Source organism: Anaerofilum hominis (genome assembly GCF_014287275.1).
GTDB classification, from domain to species: domain Bacteria; phylum Bacillota; class Clostridia; order Oscillospirales; family Ruminococcaceae; genus Pygmaiobacter; species Pygmaiobacter hominis.
This window is the reverse complement of sequence record NZ_JACONZ010000004.1, coordinates 319114-338541: the sequence shown is the minus strand read 5'-3', so window position 1 is coordinate 338541 and position 19428 is coordinate 319114. Positions and strand designations below refer to the sequence as shown.

Annotated in this window: 17 protein-coding genes; 12 read left to right on the top strand and 5 right to left on the bottom strand. The window is 59.9% G+C overall.

Features of this window, described 5'->3' with window-relative positions:
* Nucleotides 1-15 precede the first annotated feature (15 nt).
* The 4 genes from mutY (at nucleotide 16) to H8S23_RS12090 (ending at nucleotide 5031) form a co-directional block, all read left to right on the top strand.
* Nucleotides 16-1110, top strand: a complete 1095-nt coding sequence (mutY, locus tag H8S23_RS12105; protein WP_186888591.1) for an A/G-specific adenine glycosylase — start codon at nucleotides 16-18, stop codon at nucleotides 1108-1110.
* Entirely contained in the window at nucleotides 1097-1528 is a 432-nt protein-coding gene (locus H8S23_RS12100; RefSeq protein ID WP_186888590.1) for an N-acetyltransferase, read from the top strand. Before mutY ends, H8S23_RS12100 begins: the two co-directional genes overlap by 14 nt.
* Nucleotides 1529-2177: 649 nt before the next feature.
* A complete protein-coding gene (gene trkA, locus H8S23_RS12095; RefSeq protein ID WP_186888589.1) occupies nucleotides 2178-3578 on the top strand; it encodes a Trk system potassium transporter TrkA in 1401 nt (466 codons plus the stop codon).
* A 7-nt stretch (nucleotides 3579-3585) separates the two neighbouring features.
* Nucleotides 3586-5031, top strand: a complete 1446-nt coding sequence (locus H8S23_RS12090) for a TrkH family potassium uptake protein (protein ID WP_186888588.1) — start codon at nucleotides 3586-3588, stop codon at nucleotides 5029-5031.
* A 203-nt stretch (nucleotides 5032-5234) separates the two neighbouring features.
* Here H8S23_RS12090 and H8S23_RS12085 read toward each other — a convergent pair whose 3' ends face one another.
* Nucleotides 5235-6233: an adenosine deaminase family protein gene (locus H8S23_RS12085; RefSeq protein WP_186888587.1), complete on the bottom strand. Its 999-nt coding sequence runs from the start codon at nucleotides 6231-6233 to the stop codon at nucleotides 5235-5237.
* Nucleotides 6234-6550: 317 nt separating this feature from the next.
* Between H8S23_RS12085 and H8S23_RS12080 the strand changes: the two genes are divergently transcribed.
* The 6 genes from H8S23_RS12080 to H8S23_RS12055 all read left to right on the top strand — a co-directional run bounded on the left by H8S23_RS12080 (nucleotide 6551) and on the right by H8S23_RS12055 (nucleotide 12945).
* Nucleotides 6551-8593, top strand: a complete 2043-nt coding sequence (locus H8S23_RS12080) for an LTA synthase family protein (RefSeq protein ID WP_186888586.1) — start codon at nucleotides 6551-6553, stop codon at nucleotides 8591-8593.
* Nucleotides 8594-8619: 26 nt separating this feature from the next.
* Entirely contained in the window at nucleotides 8620-9390 is a 771-nt protein-coding gene (locus H8S23_RS12075) for a threonine/serine exporter family protein (RefSeq protein ID WP_186888585.1), read from the top strand.
* On the top strand, nucleotides 9387-9851 hold the full coding sequence (locus H8S23_RS12070; protein WP_186888584.1) for a threonine/serine exporter family protein: 465 nt from the start codon (nucleotides 9387-9389) through the stop codon (nucleotides 9849-9851). Before H8S23_RS12075 ends, H8S23_RS12070 begins: the two co-directional genes overlap by 4 nt.
* Before the next feature lie 272 nt (nucleotides 9852-10123).
* Nucleotides 10124-11530: an MATE family efflux transporter gene (locus H8S23_RS12065; RefSeq protein WP_186888583.1), complete on the top strand. Its 1407-nt coding sequence runs from the start codon at nucleotides 10124-10126 to the stop codon at nucleotides 11528-11530.
* A 147-nt stretch (nucleotides 11531-11677) separates the two neighbouring features.
* Complete coding sequence (locus H8S23_RS12060; protein ID WP_186888582.1) at nucleotides 11678-12298, top strand: hypothetical protein; 621 nt, start codon at nucleotides 11678-11680, stop codon at nucleotides 12296-12298.
* The gene (locus H8S23_RS12055) at nucleotides 12295-12945 is read left to right on the top strand and encodes a pentapeptide repeat-containing protein (RefSeq protein WP_186888581.1); all 651 of its coding nucleotides are present in this window, start codon (nucleotides 12295-12297) and stop codon (nucleotides 12943-12945) included. Before H8S23_RS12060 ends, H8S23_RS12055 begins: the two co-directional genes overlap by 4 nt.
* Nucleotides 12946-13092: 147 nt before the next feature.
* Here H8S23_RS12055 and H8S23_RS12050 read toward each other — a convergent pair whose 3' ends face one another.
* The 4 genes from H8S23_RS12050 to H8S23_RS12035 all read right to left on the bottom strand — a co-directional run bounded on the left by H8S23_RS12050 (nucleotide 13093) and on the right by H8S23_RS12035 (nucleotide 17989).
* Nucleotides 13093-13935, bottom strand: coding sequence for a 5'-3' exonuclease (locus H8S23_RS12050; RefSeq protein WP_186888580.1), 843 nt, complete (start codon nucleotides 13933-13935; stop codon nucleotides 13093-13095).
* 311 nt (nucleotides 13936-14246) lie between these two features.
* On the bottom strand, nucleotides 14247-15608 hold the full coding sequence (locus H8S23_RS12045; protein ID WP_186888579.1) for an ABC transporter permease: 1362 nt from the start codon (nucleotides 15606-15608) through the stop codon (nucleotides 14247-14249).
* Nucleotides 15595-17040: a COG1361 S-layer family protein gene (locus H8S23_RS12040; RefSeq protein ID WP_186888578.1), complete on the bottom strand. Its 1446-nt coding sequence runs from the start codon at nucleotides 17038-17040 to the stop codon at nucleotides 15595-15597. The genes H8S23_RS12045 and H8S23_RS12040 overlap by 14 nt, the downstream gene beginning before the upstream one ends.
* On the bottom strand, nucleotides 17033-17989 hold the full coding sequence (locus tag H8S23_RS12035) for an ATP-binding cassette domain-containing protein (protein WP_207721162.1): 957 nt from the start codon (nucleotides 17987-17989) through the stop codon (nucleotides 17033-17035). The genes H8S23_RS12040 and H8S23_RS12035 overlap by 8 nt, the downstream gene beginning before the upstream one ends.
* Nucleotides 17990-18149: 160 nt before the next feature.
* Between H8S23_RS12035 and H8S23_RS12030 the strand changes: the two genes are divergently transcribed.
* Both H8S23_RS12030 and H8S23_RS12025 read left to right on the top strand, forming a co-directional pair.
* On the top strand, nucleotides 18150-18902 hold the full coding sequence (locus H8S23_RS12030; protein ID WP_186888576.1) for a YdcF family protein: 753 nt from the start codon (nucleotides 18150-18152) through the stop codon (nucleotides 18900-18902).
* Nucleotides 18903-18981: 79 nt separating this feature from the next.
* Nucleotides 18982-19428: a GNAT family N-acetyltransferase gene (locus H8S23_RS12025; protein WP_186888575.1), complete on the top strand. Its 447-nt coding sequence runs from the start codon at nucleotides 18982-18984 to the stop codon at nucleotides 19426-19428.

The window sequence follows — 19428 nt, the reverse complement described above, 5'->3', positions numbered from 1 at the left end:
GACAAGGGAGACCCCATGCCTGACTTTCAAAAAGACCTGGAAGCATTGAACCGCATCCCCGCGCCGCTGCTGCGCTGGTACGATGCGGGAGCCCGGGTCTTGCCCTGGCGATCGGACCCGCAGCCTTATTATGTCTGGCTGTCCGAGATCATGCTGCAGCAGACGCGGGTGGAGGCGGCGACACCCTATTTCGAGCGCTTCATCGCAGAACTGCCGTCCATTGCCGATCTGGCCGCAGCCCCGGAAGAACAGCTGCTCAAGCTGTGGGAGGGGCTGGGATATTATAACCGGGTGCGCAACCTGCAGAAAGCCGCTCAGGTGGTAACCGACCGCTACGGCGGTCAGCTGCCCGCCGATTTTGAAGCCCTGCTGGCCCTGCCCGGCATCGGCCGGTATTCTGCCGGCGCCATCGCCAGTATCGCTTTCGGCCTGCCAGTGCCGGCGGTGGACGGCAATGTGCTGCGGGTGCTCAGCCGGGTGCTGGAAAGCCCGGAGGACATCGGCAGGGAGGAGACGAAAAAGGCCATGGGCGCAGCCCTGGAACAGGTCCTGCCCCGGACCCGGCCCGGCGATTTCAATCAGGCCCTTATGGAATTGGGCGCCATGGTCTGCCTGCCCAACGGCGCCCCCCGCTGCGGCGCCTGCCCTTTGCAGGACCAATGTCTGGCGTACCGCAGCGGCACCACCGGCAGTTATCCGCGCAAAGCGCCGAAAAAGGCCCGCCGCATGCAGGAACGCACCGTTTTTCTGCTGGTGAGGGACGGCCTTGTCGCCGTGCAAAAGCGGCCTGCTTCCGGCCTGCTTCGCGGCTTATGGGAGCTGCCCGGCACAGACGGTTTTCTCTCGCAGGATGAGGCGCGGTCGTATCTGGCCGGGCAGGGGCTCTTCCCCACTGGTCCGCTGCGGGACGCGGGCAAAGCGAAGCACATCTTCACCCATGTGGAGTGGAGGATGCGCGGTTGGGCCGCCCCGGTCCAGAGCGAGGCGCCCGGGCTGACTTTTGCCACGCCCGACCGTATTTTTGACGAGCTGTGCCTGCCCAGCGCTTTCCGCGCTTATACCGGACAGATCAAAGCTTTTGTAAAGGAGTTTACCGATGCAGATTCGTGAATACCAGCCGCAGGACCTGGAAAAGACCGCGGCGCTTTGGCTGACCAGTACCATCAAAGCGCACCCCTTTATTCCTGAGGAATACTGGCTTCGCGCCTACCGGGAGGTGTATCACCGCTGGCTGCCCGGGGCTGTGACCCTGCTCGCCGATGTGGACGGGGAGATCGAGGGCTTTCTCAGCTTTACCGCTCCCGGTGAGATCGGAGCGCTTTTTGCCGGCCCCAGCTGTCAGGGCAAGGGGCACGGCACCGCCCTGCTGAACGCAGCAAAAGAGCGCTTTGCCCACCTGAAGCTGAGTGTCTATGCAGAAAACACCAGGGCAGTCGGTTTTTATGAAAAGAACGGTTTTTCTTTGCAGGAAGAACGGATCGATGAGGCCACCGACCAGCGCGAATTCGTGATGTCCTGGCATCGGTGACCACACGCATCCTGAAACGGCAAATCACCAGAACCCCTGTGGATGCAGGCGCTTTTCAAAGAAAAGCGCGGGCAGAGCGTCCCCGCGCATTTTTGGCGAGGGGCCGGCTGCCTCTCATCCGAGCAATTTTTTCAAGCGTTCGGAGGTTTAAGCTCATCGGCGGGGCCTCGCCGGGCCCGGAGCCGGGCCTTTCCGGCCCTTTAAAAACGCCTGTTTGCGGCGTCCCGGCCCTGAGACCGCAGATACGCATATCAAAAACCGCGGGAAATGGTCTCCCGCGGTTTTTGCATTGTAAAGCTATTTTACTTTTCGCACCGCAAACAAAAACCATTTTGCGAGGTGCAGGGCTTTATCTCGTTCTGATGCAGGTCGCTCCATCTGAAAGCGCGCGGCGCTATGCGTTTTCAGTTTATTTCATCTCTCACGGCAAGCCCCTTTGCTGGCGGGGGATACCTGCCGCCAGGGAAAGCGGCAGACCGGCTCTGCGGTATTCTTCTTCCCTTTTCCCTTTCTCGCCGCAGAGTCCTGCCTGCTGCCACAAGCTCTCTTTTTTATTTTTCTGTTGCATTGCCCATGACAAAGTTGTATCATGAAATCGCATTAAAATTGCATTAAGAAAATTGTCGATTTGATTAATGCGGCATTAAATATGACTCAGGCAAAAAGCCGGCTGCAACTGGAGGGCAATATGAATATCGTGATCGTCGGCATCGGCAAGGTGGGCAGCACCGTGGCGGAATACCTTTCCCGCGAGGGGCATGAGGTGGTCGTGGTGGACCGCAACCCTGACGTGGTGGACCACATGGCGAGCAACTACGACGTGTTGGGCATCTGCGGAAACGGCGCTTCCATCGAGATCCAAAAAGAGGCAGGGGTCCCCAAAGCTGACCTGATCATTGCGCTGACGTCCTCTGACGAATTTAACATCCTGTGCTGCATCCTGGCAAAAAAGAGCGGCGCGCGCCACGCCATCGCCCGGGTGCGCAACCCGGATTATTTCAAACAGCTGAATTTTATGCGCAAGGAGCTCGGCCTTTCCATGGCCGTCAACCCCGAACTGGAGGCCGCCAATGCCATCAGCCGCATGCTGCGCTTCCCCAGTGCGACCAAGCTGGAGCTGTTTGCCAAGGGCCGGCTGGAGATGGCCGAGGTCACGCTTTTCCCCGGCACCCTGCTGGAAGGCGTCGCCCTGCATGAGCTGCAGCAAAAATTTGGCGCCCAGGTGCTGATCTGCGCCGTACAGCGCGGCGACGACGTCTTTATCCCCTCGGGCGAATTTGTCCTGCACGCGGGCGACCATATCAACGTCACGGCCTCCCACGCGGACATCAGCACTTTTTTCAAAAGCCTCGGCATCTATCGCGACAGCGTAAGGTCCGTGCTGATCGTGGGAGGCGGCAAGATCGCCTTTTACCTGGCCGCGCAGCTTCTGCATCTGGGGATGCGGGTCAAGATCGTGGAGCAGGACGAGGCCACCTGCGAACTGCTCAGCGAGGCTCTGCCCAAAGCGACCATCCTGCACGGCGACGGCACCGATCAGGAGCTTTTGCTTGAGGAGGGGCTCGGCTCTATCGACGCCTGCGTCTCTCTGACCGGCATTGACGAAGAAAATATCATCGTTTCCATGTTCGCCGCCATGAAAAAGGTCAAAAAGGTGATCACAAAAGTCAACCGCTCGAATCTGTTCTCCATCATGCGCAGCGTCGGCATTGAAAGCGTCGTCTCCCCCCGCGCCGTCACCGGCGAGCTGATCCTGCGGTATGTGCGCGCCATGCGCAACTCCAAAGGCAACAGCGTGCAGACGCTGTATAAGCTGCTTGACGGCCGCATGGAGGCCCTTGAGTTCATCGTCGGGGAAAGTGCGCCCTTTATCGGGAAAACGCTGCAGGAACTTCAGTTCAAAAAGGGGACGCTTATCGCCGGCATCATCCGCGCGGGCAAGCTCATCCATCCCCAGGGCAGCGACGTGATGCTGCCCGGCGACCTTGTCATCGTCGTGACGACCGCCCCCGGCCTGCGGGATCTGAAAGACACTTTGGCGGAGGCGTGAAGGACATATGAATTATCCCATGGTTTTCTACCTGACCGGCAACCTTTTAAAGGCGGAGGCGGGCTTGATGCTGCTGCCGCTGCTGGTCGCCGTCTTTTACGGCGAAGATACCGTGCTGTCTTTTGCCATCACCATCCTGCTGCTGCTCATCATCGGGCTTTTGCTCTCTTTTCACAAACCCAAAGATCGCGCCATGTATGCGCGCGAGGGGTTTCTGATCGTGGGCATCTCCTGGGTGCTGCTGTCGCTGTTCGGCGCCCTGCCGTTTACCCTGTCGGGTGAGATCCCCCGCTTCGTGGACGCTTTTTTTGAGACCGTGTCGGGCTTTACCACCACCGGCGCGAGCATCCTCACCGATGTGGAGTCACTGAGCCGCGGCATTTTGTTCTGGCGCAGCTTTACCCACTGGGTCGGCGGCATGGGCGTGCTGGTCTTTGTGCTGGCCATCCTGCCGCAGTCCGACGCGCAGACCCTTTATGTCATGAAAGCCGAAGTGCCCGGCCCCACCTGCGGCAAGCTGGTGGCCAAGGTGCGCCACACCGCGCTGATCCTTTACGGCATCTACCTTGCCATGACCGTGCTGTTGATCGTGCTGCTGATGCTTGGCGGCATGCCCCTGTTTGACAGCGTCCTGCACTCGTTCGGCACCGCCGGCACCGGCGGCTTCGGCATCAAGGCCACCAGTATCGGCCATTACGGCTCGGCGTATATCGACGGCGTCATCGGCGTGTTCATGATCCTGTTCGGCGTCAACTTCAACCTGTACTATTTCCTGCTGCTGGGCGATTTTGCCAGCGTATTCAAAAGCGAGGAGCTGCGCTGGTATCTGGGCATCATCGCGGCCTCGGTGGGCCTGATCACGATCAATATCCTGCCCCTGTACGGCGGAGACCCCCTCCACAGCTTCCGCTATGCATTTTTCCAGGTCTCCAGCATCATCACCACCACCGGCTACACCACGGCGGACTACAGCGCATGGCCGGTCTTTTCCCAGACGATTTTGGTGCTGATCATGTTTGTCGGCGCCATGGCGGGTTCCACCGGGGGCGGTATCAAGGTCTCGCGCGTGGCCATCCTTTTCAAAAACGCGGTGCGTGGCCTGCGCTCCATGCTGTCCCCCCGCAGCGTGCGTGCCCTCAAATTTGAGGGCAAACCGCTGGAAAAACAGACGCTGGGCAGCATCAACTGCTTTTTTACCGCCTATATCCTGCTCTTCGCCCTCAGCGTGCTGCTGCTGGCGGGCGATCAGCACGACCATGTGTCGAATCTCACCGCCGTCGCCGCCTGTATCAACAACATCGGCCCCGCACTGGGCATCTGCGGCCCGATGGGCAGTTATGCCCCGTTCAGCGACCTGTCCAAGATCGTCCTCAGTTTTGACATGCTTGCCGGCAGGCTGGAGATCTTCCCCATCCTGATGCTTTTTGTGCCCTCCACTTACCGCAGGCGCTGAGCCGCGGCGCCCGGCCGGAGATGCGGCCTGCGGTTCTCCCTGCCCTGCCCTGCCCTGCCGCTGAATGCCTGTCCCCTTTTCACAGGGCAACAAAAGAAAACTATAAAAGCGCCGCACAGCCTTGCGGAAGATCTCCGGGGCTGTGCGGCGCTTTTTTCTCTTTTCAGCCGGGCATCCGTTGGGGCGTGTGCAGCCAGAAGCAGTCAAACTTCATCCAGGCAGGCTCTCACCCGGGCAATGAGGCGCTTTTTCCGCTCCGGCGGCAGAAAAGCGGCCTCGGCGCTGTAGAGGTTCATCCGCACGAGATCGGCGTCGCTGAAGCCCATGCGCCGGCAGCATTCATATTCCCGTTCCAGGCTGGTGCCCAGCACCACAAGGTTGTCGGTGTTCACGGTCACCCGGACGCCCTGATCGTAGAGGACCTTGAGCGGATGGCGGCCGTCGTCCGGCAGGTCGTAGGAGATGATGCTGCTCATGGGGCACATCTCCAGTGTGACGCCGCGCGCCTTGACCGCCTGCTGCAGCTCCGCCTGCTGGGCCACCTGATACCCGTGCCCGATGCGGGGCGTGCCGAACGGCAGGCACTGGGGCACTTCAAATTCCGAGTGGCAAGTGGCCGGCACCCCAAGCTTCTTTGCCAGCGCAAACACGTCGGCATACTCCGCCAGGCGCTCTTCATAACCGGCCAGGTCGATCCCCGCCACCCCGGTCCCCGCGTCGATGAACTCCTTTGCCAGGCGCACGGTCTCCAGATTCTGTTCCCGATTTTGCTCCGCCGGGTCCAGCGTCCCCATGGCGCAGAGCAGAATGCCCGTCTCTATGCCGGGACAATCAGCTTCGCCTTCCGCCTGCCCGTCCAGCACCGCCTGGATGACCTCGCGCTGGGAAAGTCCGCCGCAAAGGTGGAACTGCGGCGCGAAGCGCAGCTCGGCATACCACACCCCCTCCGCCGCCAGGCGGCGGACCAGCTCGGCGGTCACCCGGCGCAGGGCCGGCGCTGTCTGCATCACGGCGATGGGCAGATCGAACTCCTTGAAATCCGAGCCGTTTCCCCCCGGCTGGATCACCATTTTTCGCACAGCCTCCTCGGGGGAAAGCGCGCCCTCCGCCAGCCCCTGCTGCCGCGCCAGTTCCAGCGCGGTCTCCGGCTGGACCGAGCCGTCGATATGCAGATGAAGGTCGATCTTGGGAAATTCTCTCAAAGGGGTTCCCTCCTGTTTTGTGGTGTAAGCGCAAGGCGGAGCGCCGCGTCTGCAGCGTCCGGTGCTTTTCTTTTATTTTGCCACAAAATCACAAAAACGGCAAGCGCCCCGCTTTTTGCGGCAGGACAGGACCGCCCCGCGCCCCTGGTTTTTCCTGTGGGTGCCGCTTTACTTTTTAGCGCTGATGTGGTATCCTGATACTGTCAACTGTGTACATAAAATGTCGCATTTTTTGTGTATATTACACGAATGTGTAACGTAATCAAAGGAAAACGCAGGCTGTAAAGCCTTTTTCCTTTATAAAGGAGCTGTCCGGATTGCAGGTAAAGGAACGGGGGATCCTCTCCCTCACCCCATCTCGGTTCAAACGGGCGCTCGCACTGATCTTCAGTGCCGGCGCTCTGCTTTTTTTGATTCTGGCGCGGGATCTCTTTTTTTACAACGGAAAGGGATTTCAGCTGTCCTATTACCTTTGGTCGCTGGCCCTTGTCCCGGCCACGGGGCTGCTGATCGCGTTTGATCTGCACCTTTCCCGGCCGGCGCAGGGCGTCCTGTCCGTCTTTCTGGCGGTGGTCAGCGCCCTGCCCATGTTCGCCATGATGGAGGCTTTCGACGTCAATACGATCTTCAAGGTGCTTCCTCACGCGCGGCTTTTCAATATCTTCCTGATCTGGCTTGTCTGTTGGGTGCTCTACTCGCTGTTCGGGCGCTTTACAGTGGCGCTGCGCATTGCGGACGTGCTGTTTTACGTCATGGGGCTGGCCAACAGCGCGGTGCGCACTTTCCGGGGAACGCCCATCTCCGCGCTGGATCTGTACAACATCAAAACGGCGGCGGCGGTGTCCGGCCGGTATCGCTATCCGTTTGAGTTTTACTTTTTTACCGCCACGCTGCTGATGCTGTTCATCTGGTTCCTGGCCGGAAAAGCCGTCTGGCGCAGCGAGCGCCGTCTCCCCCGCTGGATCGCCCGCGGCGCATGTCTTGTATCGGTGCTGGTTTTCGGCGCCGTCTTTTCCAACACGGCGTTTCTCAACAGCATCGGCATCAAGGACTATCTCTGGAACCAGAATCTCGCTTTCTATGACAACGGTCTGCTTTTGAGCCTCGCCTACAGCACCAAATATCTGAATATCGAGGTGCCTGAAAACTACAGCGCGCAGACGGCGCAGCAGGTGATCGACGAGGCGGAGCGCCCGCAGCCCGTAAAACCAGCGGACCAGAAACCCAATATCATCGCCATCATGAATGAGAGCTTTGCCGATCTGTCAGTGGTGGGAGAATTCGAGACCGACGTGGACTACATGCCCTTTATCCGCAGTATGTCCGGCCAGCCCAACACCATTACCGGCCAGCTGCGGGTCAGCACGTTCGGCGGCGGCACCTGCAACACGGAATTTGAATTTCTGACCGGCAACACGCTGGGCTTTTTCCCATCGGGCAGCGTGGTCTATCAGCAATATATCCACCGGGAAACGCCGTCGCTTGCCACGGTTCTCAAGGGGCAGGGCTACACGGCGGACGCGGTGCATCCGTTCTACGACTATTGCTGGAGCCGGGACAAGGTCTACCCTTTGCTGGGCTTTGAGCACTTTTATGACCTCTCTGATTTTCCCGGCGCCCGCATGATCGGCAGCTATGCGGGCAACTGCGTGAGCGACGAGTCGGACTTTGCAAAGCTGATCGAACTGTTTGAAGCCAAGGCCCCAGGCCAGCCGATGTTCCTCTTCAACGTGACGATGCAGAACCACGGCGGCTATGCGCAGCTCATCAACGCCCCCGACGAGCTCGTCCATATGACCCGCGGCGGCTACACCAGCAAATATGCGGATAACTACCTCTCGCTTATCAAGGCCACCGACACCGCTTTTGAACAGCTGATCGACTATTTCAGCAAGGTGGAAGAACCCACCATTATCCTGATGTTCGGCGACCATGCGCCCAACCTGCCGGACGGCGTCTACGAGGCGCTGCTGGGCAAAAGCTTGGACGGCCTCACGCTGGAAGAGATGCAAAAGCGCTTTACCGTGCCCTTTGTGCTGTGGGCCAACTACGAGATCGACACGATGGGCGGCGACGCAGGCCTGCTGAGCGCCAATTACCTCTCCACCCTCCTCATGCGCACGGCGGGCCTCAGGACCACCCCTTACATGGATTATCTCGCCGCCCTCTCTGCCAAGCTCCCCGCCGTCAACCTGAACGGCTATCGGGGAGAGGATGGTGTGGAATACGGCTATGAGGACGACTCCCCCTACACCGGTCTGCTGGAGGACTACCGCACGCTGCAGTACAATTATCTGTTCGACAAAAAAGAACGCCTGGATCAGCTTTTTGACTTTGCGCCGCCGGCGGACGCGGAGTGACCATGGAAAGGAAAGGTGCGTTGCCTTTGAACTATGATGAGCTGCTGAACACCAGCACCGACATCGCGTTTGCCCTGCTGGAGAGCGGCGCGGAAATTTACCGGGTGGAAGAAGCGATCCAGCGCATTTTCCGCGCTTATGGGGTCGAGCACGGCGCGGTCTTTGCCATCCCCACGCTGCTCATTCTTTCCGTGCAGGACGACAAGGGGCACCCGCTGACCGAGATCCGGCGGCTGGGCGGCCACGGAAGCGACCTTGCCAGGGTGGACGCCTACAACAACCTGTGCCGGCAGATCTGTCAGGAGCGCCCTTCCTTTGAAAAGATCCGCCGCGAGCTGGCGCGCATCGCGCGCGGGCCGCGCTATTCTGTGCTTCAGCAGACCGCGGCTTTCGCGATGGTCGCTTTCGGCTTTACGCTTCTGTTCGGGGGCGGGCTTGCCGACGCCGTCTGTTCCCTGCTCTGCGGCGCGGCGGTGCGGGTAGTGCTGTATCAGTTTCAGCGCTTTGAGGCAAATTCTTTTTTCACCACGATCATGGCCAGCTTTACCGCGGCGGCGCTGGCCTTTATGGGCGTCCAGCTGGGGCTGGGGCAGAATCTCGATAAGATCATCATCGGGGTACTCATGAACCTGGTGCCTGGGGTGGCGCTGACCAATGTGATGCGGGATGTGATCGCGGGCGACCTGATCGCAGGCCTGACAAAGCTGGTGGAGGCCCTGCTGGTGGCCACGGGCATCGCCCTTGGCACCGGCGTGGCGCTCAGCCTTGGCCGCGCGCTGATGGGGGTGATCGCATGAGCGAGTTGTTTCTGCCCTGCGTTTATGCTTTTGTCGCCTGTTTTGCTTTCTGTTTTGTGGTCAACATCCGCGGCCGGATGCTGCTGTTTGCCCCTCTCGGGGCCAGCCTGGGGTGGCTGGTCTATATCGCCGCAGCCCCCGCGGCTTCCGAGCTGCTCTGCTATTTTTTTGCCACGCTGGCGGTCTCCATTTACGCCGAGATCATGGCACGGCTCCACCGCGCCCCGGCCACCGGCTTTCTGCTGGTGGGGCTGCTGCCCCTGGTGCCCGGGGGCGGCATCTATTACACCATGGAGTACTGTATCAGCGGGGACACCGCCATGTTCCTTGAGACCGGGCTGCACACTTTCGGTATTGCCGGTTCCCTGGCGCTGGGGGTCCTGGTCGTCTCCAGCATCGTCCGCTTTTACAGCGTAGTGCGGCGGCATCTGCGGCAGAAAGCGGGCCTGCCCCCGGCGTGACCGGCGCCCGCGGCCTCTGCCGGCACAGACGCAGATCAAACGGCAGCAGGGCGCCTTTATACCCTGTGCCAGCGTGCGGGCTGCTTCCTCAATGTTCTGCGCGGAGTACTGCTTTTTGCCTGGCCGGACTTTCTGGTTTTTGCTGGGACCTCCTTTTTGGGGGTCCTGTTTTTTTACGAGAATTTTACAAAAAGCAGCAAAGGCTTTGAAAAGTATGACGTTTTAGTGTAGAATGATGGTGTATGATATCAGAAAGCCAGGTGTGCAGTCGAATGAATGGATTTTTGGACCGATTTTTCAACCCGCAGAAGCTTGTGAAAAAAGTTCCCATCGCAGGCCCTATGCCCGAAGCTTCCGCCATGCTGACCAAGGCGCTCAAGATCGCGTGGCCCTCGCTGACCGAATCCGTTTTGATCGGCCTTGTGGGCATGATCGACACCATGATGGTGAGCACCCTGGGCACCTACGCCATCGCGGCGGTCGGCCTCACAACCCAGCCCAAATTCATCGGGCTCTCTTTTTTTCTGTCCCTCAACATCGCCGTCTCGGCCCTGGTCGCCCGGCGGCGCGGTGAAAAAGATGCGGAAAGTGCAAAACAGGTGCTGCTGCAGTCGCTCGCCATCACCCTTTTGATGACCGCCGTGATCAGCACCCTCTGCGTCGTCTTTGCCGACCCTATCCTGCGGTTGTCCGGGTCCGCCCCGGATACCCATGAAGAAGCGGTCACCTATTTCCGCATCATTATGGGGGGCATGGGCTTCAACACGATATCCATGGTCATCAACGCGGCGCAGCGCGGCTGCGGCAACACAAAGATCGCCCTGCGCACCAATGTGACCAGCAATGTGGTGAACATCGTCTTCAACTATCTGCTGATCGGCGGCAATTTCGGCTTCCCCAAGCTGGGGGTCGCGGGCGCCGCCATCGCCACCGTGATCGGCACGGTGGCCGCCTGCGTGATGAGCCTCATCAGCATCCTGCACACCAATGGATTTTTGCGGCTCAGCCGCCCGCTGAAGCTGCGCTTTGACAGGCGCACGCTGGGGGGCCTCGCCAACATCGGCTCGTCCACGTTGGCGGAACAGATCTTTCTGCGCATCGGCTTTTTTATCTCCGCCATCATCGTGGCGCGCCTTGGCACCGAACCCTTTGCCACGCACCAGATCTGTATGAACATCCTCAGCCTGGCCTTTTGCTTTGGGGACGGCCTCTCGGTAGCCGCCGTCTCACTGGTCGGGCAAAGCATGGGCCAGCGACGTGTGGATCTGGCCCAGGTCTACGGCAGTATCTGCCAGCGCATCGGTTTTATGATCTCTATCCTGCTGGGGATCGTCTTTTTCACCTGCGGGCGCGGGATCGTGAGCCTGTTCACAGCGGACCCAACGATTCTGGACAACAGCTCGGTCATTCTGGACATGATGTCCCTTATCGTGCTGTTGCAGATCTCACAGGTCATCTTCAACGGCTGCCTGCGCGGGGCCGGCGACACGCGTTTTGTCGCCGTGATCAGCCTGATCAGCGTCACCTTTGTTCGTCCTTTTGCCAGCTGGCTGCTTTGCTATCCGGTAGGCTGGGGCCTTTACGGCGCCTGGATCGGCCTTGCCATTGACCAGATCGTGCGTTTTGCGCTCTCCCGCTACCGTTTTGGCAGCGGAAAATGGACCAAGATCGAGATCTGACCAGCTGCGGGATGTTATCCGCGGACAAATGTGCTATAATAAAAGGCAGTGTCCTCCGTTGCCGTGTTCTGCGGCCGGGGGCGCTGCTCTCTTTTTTCGACGCGCCGCGGCACGTCGCAAAACGCATTTTTCAGGAGGTGGCCCGCTTTGTCCAAAAAAGAACTCAAAATGCCCCTGATCGAGGACGGCGCGCGCTGGGCTTACGGCGGCGACCAGGAGTGGTGCCCCTCGGCCTGGCACCGCGGCTGCGGCTGCGGCCCCACGACGGGCGCCAATCTGTCCGCCTACTACGCCATGACCCGTCCCTCGATGCGCGGCCTTTACCGGGGCTCCCTCTCCCCCTTTTCCCGGCAGGAGTATATCGACACCATTGAGGACATCTTCCGTTTTATCACCCCCAGTTACATGGGGTTTCCCTATGCGGGGAAGTATGCGCTCAAGTACCGGGCCTACGCCCTCTACCGCGGGGTGCGCCTGTCCAGCAAAGGCTGCGGCGCCGCCCACAGCGAAGACGAGATGTTTGATTTTGTGCGCCGCGGCATCGACTCCGACAATCCCCTTGCCCTTTTGATCCTGCGCCATCGCGCGCCGGAGCTGGAAGACGACAACTGGCACTGGGTGACGGTGAGCGGCTACCTGGAGGGGGCGGACGGCAAGCAGGTGATCTTGAGCAACTGCGGTGAGCGCGAGGTCCGCCCCGCCTCCCTGCTGTTTGAGCGTCACCCCAAAAACACGGTGCGGCTGCTGTATTTTCAGGAGGAAGCATGACACGGGGGCCTCTGGATTTTTCCGGCGCGGTGGTGTTTGACGAGCAGGGCTATCTGGCTGATTTTCTCGCCCGGGCCGCGGAGGAGGAAACGCCGGTGGAGGACCTTGTCTTTCACCGGCTGACCTTTGACAACCTGCTGCTGACGGGGATCGAATTCCGCCGCTGCAGGTTTGAGGGCTGCCGTTTTATCGCCTGCCGCCTGCCCAAGCTCTACCTGCGCGAGTGCGCGCTGGAACAATGCGACCTGTCCGGCTGCCGTATGACCGACGCGACCTATTGGGGCGTTTTGTGGAAAGACTGCAAATTTTCCGGCGCCCAGTTTGCCTCCAGCTCGCTGCGGGACTGCGCTTTTTTGCGCTGTTCCGGGGACTTTGTCAACTTCAGCGGCTGTTCCCTGCGCCAGACAGACTTTGAGGAATGCCGCCTGCCTGAGGCCAGTTTTGACAGCTGCAAGCCGGTGCGCCTCACGCTCACCGGCTGCGCGCTGCGGCGGGCGGACTTCAGCGGCACTCCTCTCAAAGGGATCGATCTGACCAGCGATGATATCGAGGGCATGCTGGCCTCCGGGCCCGAGCTGCGCGGCGCTATTGTCAGCGCCCTTCAGGCCTGCGAACTGGCCCGGCTGCTGGGGGTCGTCATCAAATAACTTCAACTGCTCTGCGCACACGCCCCCGGCCTTTGAAAGGCCGGGGGCGTATTTGAATACCGCTTCTTTTGCGCGGGTGGCGGCCGTGCGGCAGCGTGTCCGCCTGCGCCCGCTGCGGCGGACGGCAGGCTCCAGCTGGTTTGAAGTTTACTTCAGCCCGATCCCCGCAAGAACCTCGTTTGTCGTCAACCCGCTGTGCCGATATTCCAGTTCTTTCAAAGAAAAGGGCAGCGCCGCTCTGGTATCCAGCTTGATGAGCTGATAATTTCTGCGCAGCAGGCCGACGTTTTGGATGATCGACGCCCTGACGGAGGGTTTTGGGATCTTTTCCGCATTGGCGATCAGATTTTCCAGATTATCAAATTCGCAAAGCAGCTGCGCCGCCGTCTTTGGCCCTATTTTGTCCGCGCCTTTGATATTGTCCGAGCTGTCCCCGGTGAGGGATTTAAAATCCGCATACCGGCAAGGGGCGACCCCCAGCTTTTCTTTCAGATAAGCGACATCGCAGAGGACTGACTTTTTGCCGCGATAGCGCAGGACGTTCACATTCTCGCTGATCAGCTGGAAAAAATCGCTGTCAAAAGACGATATCACAACGGACATCTGCGCGCCGCAGGCATAAGCGTAGCTTGCGGCAACGTCGTCGGTCTCAAACTCCTGTACCTCGGTGTGCCGGATGCCCATAAAGGTCAGGGCGCGGCGGACGTCTGCAAGCTGGGAAAATGGATTTTCGCTTTCCGCCGCCTGTGAATAATCCGGGCGGTTTGCCTTATATTCTGCCAGCAGTTCTGTGCGGCTGTTGGGGTGCTCGCCGTCAAAGAGCACCACAAGATGTGTCGGCTGCGTCATCCCGATCATTTTGATCGCTGCGCCGACAAATCCCAGCGTGCCCTGTATCGCCTTTCCCTCCCTGTTCACAATGCGCGCGGGCATCCCGTAAAACATCTGAAACAGCAGGTTTGAGCCGTCGATGATCAGCAGCCGATCCATAGAAATATCCACCTTTCAAAAATGTCAAAACGATCCGTTCCAACGGGGCGGGCAGGTATTGGGGGTCAGAGCGCCGGGCACTGGCCGGCGGGAACGTCCCTCTGCCCCGAAGCGCTTTTCGCGCGCTGGGGATAAGCTGCAAGACCGGCGGTACGCAGTCCGGCGCCGGTGTCTTTTCCGGCAGATAACGGCATCCGGGCCCCCAAAATGCCCCCAACGCAGAACGCCTTTCCCCGCCGCAGGCAGAGGGAAAGGCGTTCTTTTTTATACTGTTTCAGCAGGAAGCCGCGCTCCCTGTGCCGTACGGCGGCCTATTCGTGCCGGATCGCCTCCAGCGCGGAGATCTTCACTGCGCGGTTGGCCGGCATGATGCCGGACAGGATACCGATGCCGGTGGAGAACAGGATGCCCACCAAGGCCAGCCACGGCGGGATGACCGACATTTTGGAGCCGTACATGGGCAGGATGCTACCCAGCACATTCTGCAGCATGGGCCCGAAATGGTTCATAAGGAAAGAGAGCGTATAGCTGATGCCCACGCCCAGCACGCCGCCCACAAAGCCGATCATCGCCGCTTCCAGCAGGAACATCTGGCGAATTTTGCCCAGCTTGCAGCCCAGCACCTTCATGACGCCGATCTCGCGGGTGCGCTCATAGATGGCCATGGTCATGGTGTTGGCGATCGAGAGCGCCGCCACGAACAGGGACACCGCGCCGAGCCCTCCCAAGATCATCTGGATCATCTGGGACTGCTCGCGCATGCGGTCGCGCTCGCTGCTCATGGAATAGGTGTCGTAGCCATAGTCCTGAATGGCTTTTTCCACCGCCTCCACATTGTCCACATCGTCAACTTTTACATAGATATTGTCATACCCCTGCTTGTCGTAATTGGCGTCCTTGATGCCGTTGGCTTTCATGTACTCTTTTTCCAGCCGTTTGAGGGTATTCAGGTCCATGACGATGCCCTGTGAAGTGACATACCCCTTTTTGTAGTCCTCCAGCATCACGCCGGTGACCTGCAGTTCGTAGGTGATCTGCTTGGAGTTGTCTTCCTGTTTCACTGTTTTCAGGGTCAGCTTATCCTTGTTGACGTCCACAAACGGGTCCAGCGGATTGCCCTGGGCATCTGTCTGCCCCTGCCAGCGATAGGCCTTTTCTCCCCGCTTTTTGCTGTCGGTAAAGCCGTAGCCCGCATATTGTCCCACCAGCACCGGCAGTTTTTTGCCGGAGACCGCCGCCTCGTCCAGATATTTGCCGCTGATCAGCTCATATTCCAGCTCTTTGATGGCCTCGGGGTAGATGCCCACGATATTATAGGCATCCATCACATAGCGGTCGCCCTTGCCGGCGAAGATCTGCGCGTTCAGATAGCGGGCATTATAGATAGGCGTGGCCACCTTGACATGCTCCAGCGCGTCGAGCTCCGCCACCATTTTATCGTCCAGCTTTGGGACGTCGCTGTTGCTGCCGCCCCAGTTATAAACCTGTATCTGGGTCAGATCGCCCCACTGGGAGATCATCTCGTCGAAGCCCACGTTCATGGCGATACCCAGCGAGACCATGACCACGATGGAGCAGGTGCCCACAATGACGCCGATGATGGTCAGCGTCGTGCGGCCCTTGCGGCGGCGCAGGTTCTCAAAGCTGAGCGAGAGAAGATCAGATATCCTCATCTTCGTCCTCCAGACGCTGCTTTTTCGCTTTCTGTTTTTTCACGACCACAACAATCACGATCACGACCGCCGCCGCGCCGACAACGATCAGCACCCAGCCCCACCAGGGCATGCCGCCGCTGGGCTGGCCCATGGTCGGGTCCATCATACCGGGGTCCATGATGCCCGGGTCCATGCCGCCCATATCGTTCTGCTGGACCTCAACTGAAAATTCTTTTTCCAGCGTTTTCTCCTGGCCCTTTTCATCCTCATAGGTCAAGATGACTTTGCCGTTGATGGTGCCGGGGTTTTGGGACGAGACGGTGAAGTCTGCGCTGCCCTCGGTGCCGGCTGCGATATTGCCCAGATACTGGTTCTGGCCCTCGTTGTCCATGCCCTCGCCCTCGATCTTGGCCGAGAGGTTATAGATGATCCCCTTGCCCTTGTTCACATAGGTGACCGAAACGCTGCCCTCTTCACCGGTAAACAGCGGGCTGTAAGCTTCAAGGTTGGTGATCTCAAACCGCTCGGGCTGCACCACCGGCACCGTGACTTTCAGGCTGTTGCTCACCGGGGCGCCATCGTTGCCGATGCCCGAGACGTTGACCGAGATGTTATAGCTGCCCGGCTCGGTGACTGCGCTGGCCAGCAGCCGGAAAGTGACCGAAGCGGACGCTTCGGCAGTCAGTTTGCCCACATAGTAGTTGTTGTTGCCGGAGACGACCGTGATCTTTTCGGGCAGCTCCAGCGAGACCTGCACCATGTCGATGGCATTGGTGCCCGCGGTGGCCAGGATCTCAGCGGTGAGGTCGAACTCCTTGCCCGCCTGTACCTCGCTGGCACCATAGGAAGCGGATTTGACCACCAGGGCGCTGGATTTGCCGCCCTCGGTGGAAGAAGAACCCGCGCACTGGCTGATGGCCTGAGTCAGGTTGACCAGGGAGACCCTCTGGTTTTTATAGCTGAGGTCAAAGCTCAGCTTGTTCTCTCCGCCCAGATATGTAATGTCGTTAAAAACGACCGCATACCGCACGACACCGCCGTCGTCCTTGGGAGTGGTAAAGCGGATATCTCCCAGGCTGGGGGTGGAGAAAGAGCCGGTGGACGTGATCTTTGCGTTGGCAAAATCAGCCGTCATCTGCCCATCGGTCTGCAGGCCCGCAAGCGTGGTGAAGCGGGAATCGGCAATGGCCACGACGATCTGGCACTTCTGCCCTTCTTCGATGCGCTGCAGTTCTTTGCCGGATGCGTCCTGCACCGTATAGGCGGTGATCACCGGCGAGCCGCCCTGGTCGATATCCGGCTTCGGCGTTTCAGTCGGCGCAGGGGTGGGGGTGGGCTGGTTCCCACCATCCGTCGCCCCTGCGGGGGCGGACGCCAGAACGCCGGCCATCAGGAGCAGCGACAAAGCGCTGCACAAAACTTTTTGAAATGCAGTTTTCTTTCTACTCATGGGTGCTGTTCTCCTTTATCTTTTGGTTCGTCTGTACCGGGGCCGCCGGGGCTTTTTCCTTTGCCCTGCGGATGGTCTCGCTGATCTGGGCCAAAGTCTCGTCCTGCTGCGCCTGCCCGGCCAGCGGGGGCGGTATCTCTGTCCCCTGTCCTTCTCCCGTCTCTCCCTCTGCCGGCTGGGCCGCCGCCTTGCCGGTGCTGTCGTCCCAGCTTTTGTCGTCCAGGTCGGCATCCTCCTGCCCCTCGGGGACGGTATACGCCTCCTGCGGGTGGTCCATCCGCTCGTCCCGCAGCACCAGGCCGTCCCGCAGCGTGATGATGCGGTCCGCACAGGCGGCCAGATCACGCTCGTGTGTGACCATGACAAAGGTGATGTTGTTTTCGCGGATCAGCTTTAGGATGGCGTTCATCACCTGCACCGTGGTGTGAGAATCCAGGTTGCCGGTGGGCTCGTCGGCAAAGATGACCGCCGGTTTGCTGACGAACGCGCGGGCGATGCCCACGCGCTGCTGCTGGCCGCCCGACATCTCGGTGGGTTTGTGGTGTGCCCTTTTGCCCAGCCCCATCTTTTTGAGCTGTTCTTTTGCCATTTTCTCCCGTTTGCGTTTTGGGATCCCCTTGAACATCAGCGGCAGCGCCACATTTTCGACCGCCGTCATGGTGGGCAGCAGATTGTAAGACTGGAACACGAACCCCAGCTTCTGCTGGCGGAACGCCGCCAGCTGGTTTTCGCTCATGGCCGAGATGTTTTCCCCGTCGATCACCACCGTGCCCCGGGTGGGCTTTTCCAGGCCCGCCAGCTGGTTGAGCAGGGTCGACTTGCCGCTGCCGGACGCGCCGACGATGCAGCAGAATTCCCCTTTTGCCAGCTCCAGGTTGATATCCGCCAGCGCCAGCACCTTTTCTTTTCCGGTGCGGTAGACTTTGCGCAGATGTTCTACTTTGATCATGGACTGCACTTGCTTCACCTGCCTTGTTATTTTTCATTCTACCATAGGTCGTCCTTATATTACAAACACTTTCCTAAAAGCGACGTTTTCCGGCGCCATAATACAGTACTGAAACGTATCGCGGTTGATAAAACTTACAAATGCTGTTAAAATATATTTTATGAAACTAAAAGAGATCATACTTCTCATCCTGGCGCTGCTCTGCCTGTTGGACAGCGCCGTGCTCACCGTTCGTGCCAGCGTAACGCTGGGCCTTTTTTTAATGTACGGGCTCACTGCCGCCCTCTTTGTCTATTTCTTTTTTCACCGCCAGATCGACGGGTTCTGCAGCCATGGCCCGGGCGCGCTGCTCCGGATCGTGTTCTTTTGCGGCTTTGCCTTTTTTCTGTGTCTGGTGGGGCTGATGGAACTCAGCGCCCTGCGCGCCGCCCCCACCGGGGAAGAGCGGGTGATCGTGGTGTTGGGCGCGGGGCTGCGCGGTGAACAGCCCTCCGACACGCTGCGCCGCCGCCTGGACGCCGCTCTGGACTATTATCAGGAGCATCCCGGCTGCCTGCTGGTGCTCAGCGGCGGCCAGGGCCCGGACGAAACGCTGCCCGAAGCCGAGGCGATGGCCCGGTATCTGCGGGCGGCAGGCGTGCCGGAACAGGACCTGCTGCTGGAGGATGCGTCCTCCTCCACAGAGGAAAATTTCGCCTTTTCCCTGCGCCTGCTGCGCCGCCGCGGGCTGGGGGGCGACACGCCGATGCTCTTTGTGACCAACCGTTTTCACTGCTACCGGGCGGCGGGCTATGCGCGCCGCGCCGGTTTTTCACGCGCAGCCGCCCTGCCCACCGGCACCAGCGTCTTTGTCTGGCCGGCGGCCGTCATGCGGGAAGCGCTGGCCATCTGCGCCTATTGGGCGAAGATCTGAACCCGCCGCGGGTTTTGGGCCGCCGCGGGCTTGAGACTGAAAACAGCGAGATAAAACTGGAGAACCAAAGGAGATAACCATGCAGATCCGAACCTTTTTGCCCCAGGACCGGGAGGCCGTCCTGGCCCTGGTGTCCGACTTTTACAACTCCCCCGCCTGCCTGCACGCCATCCCGGTGCAGAATTTTGCAGACGCCTTTGATGAAATGGCGGCGGATCGCGGGCTGCTGCGCGGCCTTGCCCTGCTGGACCAAGACCAGCTGTGCGGCTACTGCCAGCTGGCTTTCACCTATTCCACCGAAGCCGGCGGCCCCGTCGTCCTGCTGGAGGAGCTCTATCTCCGCCCCGACTGCCGCGGCCGGGGCCTGGGCAGGCAGCTGCTGGATTTTATCAAGAAAGAATACGAGGGCCGGGCTGCCCGCCTGCGCCTTGAAGTGGCTCCCGAAAACCCGCGCGCGCGCCAGCTTTACGAGCGGGAGGGCTTTCAGGTGCTGCCCTATACGCAGATGATCCTGGAGGGATTTTAA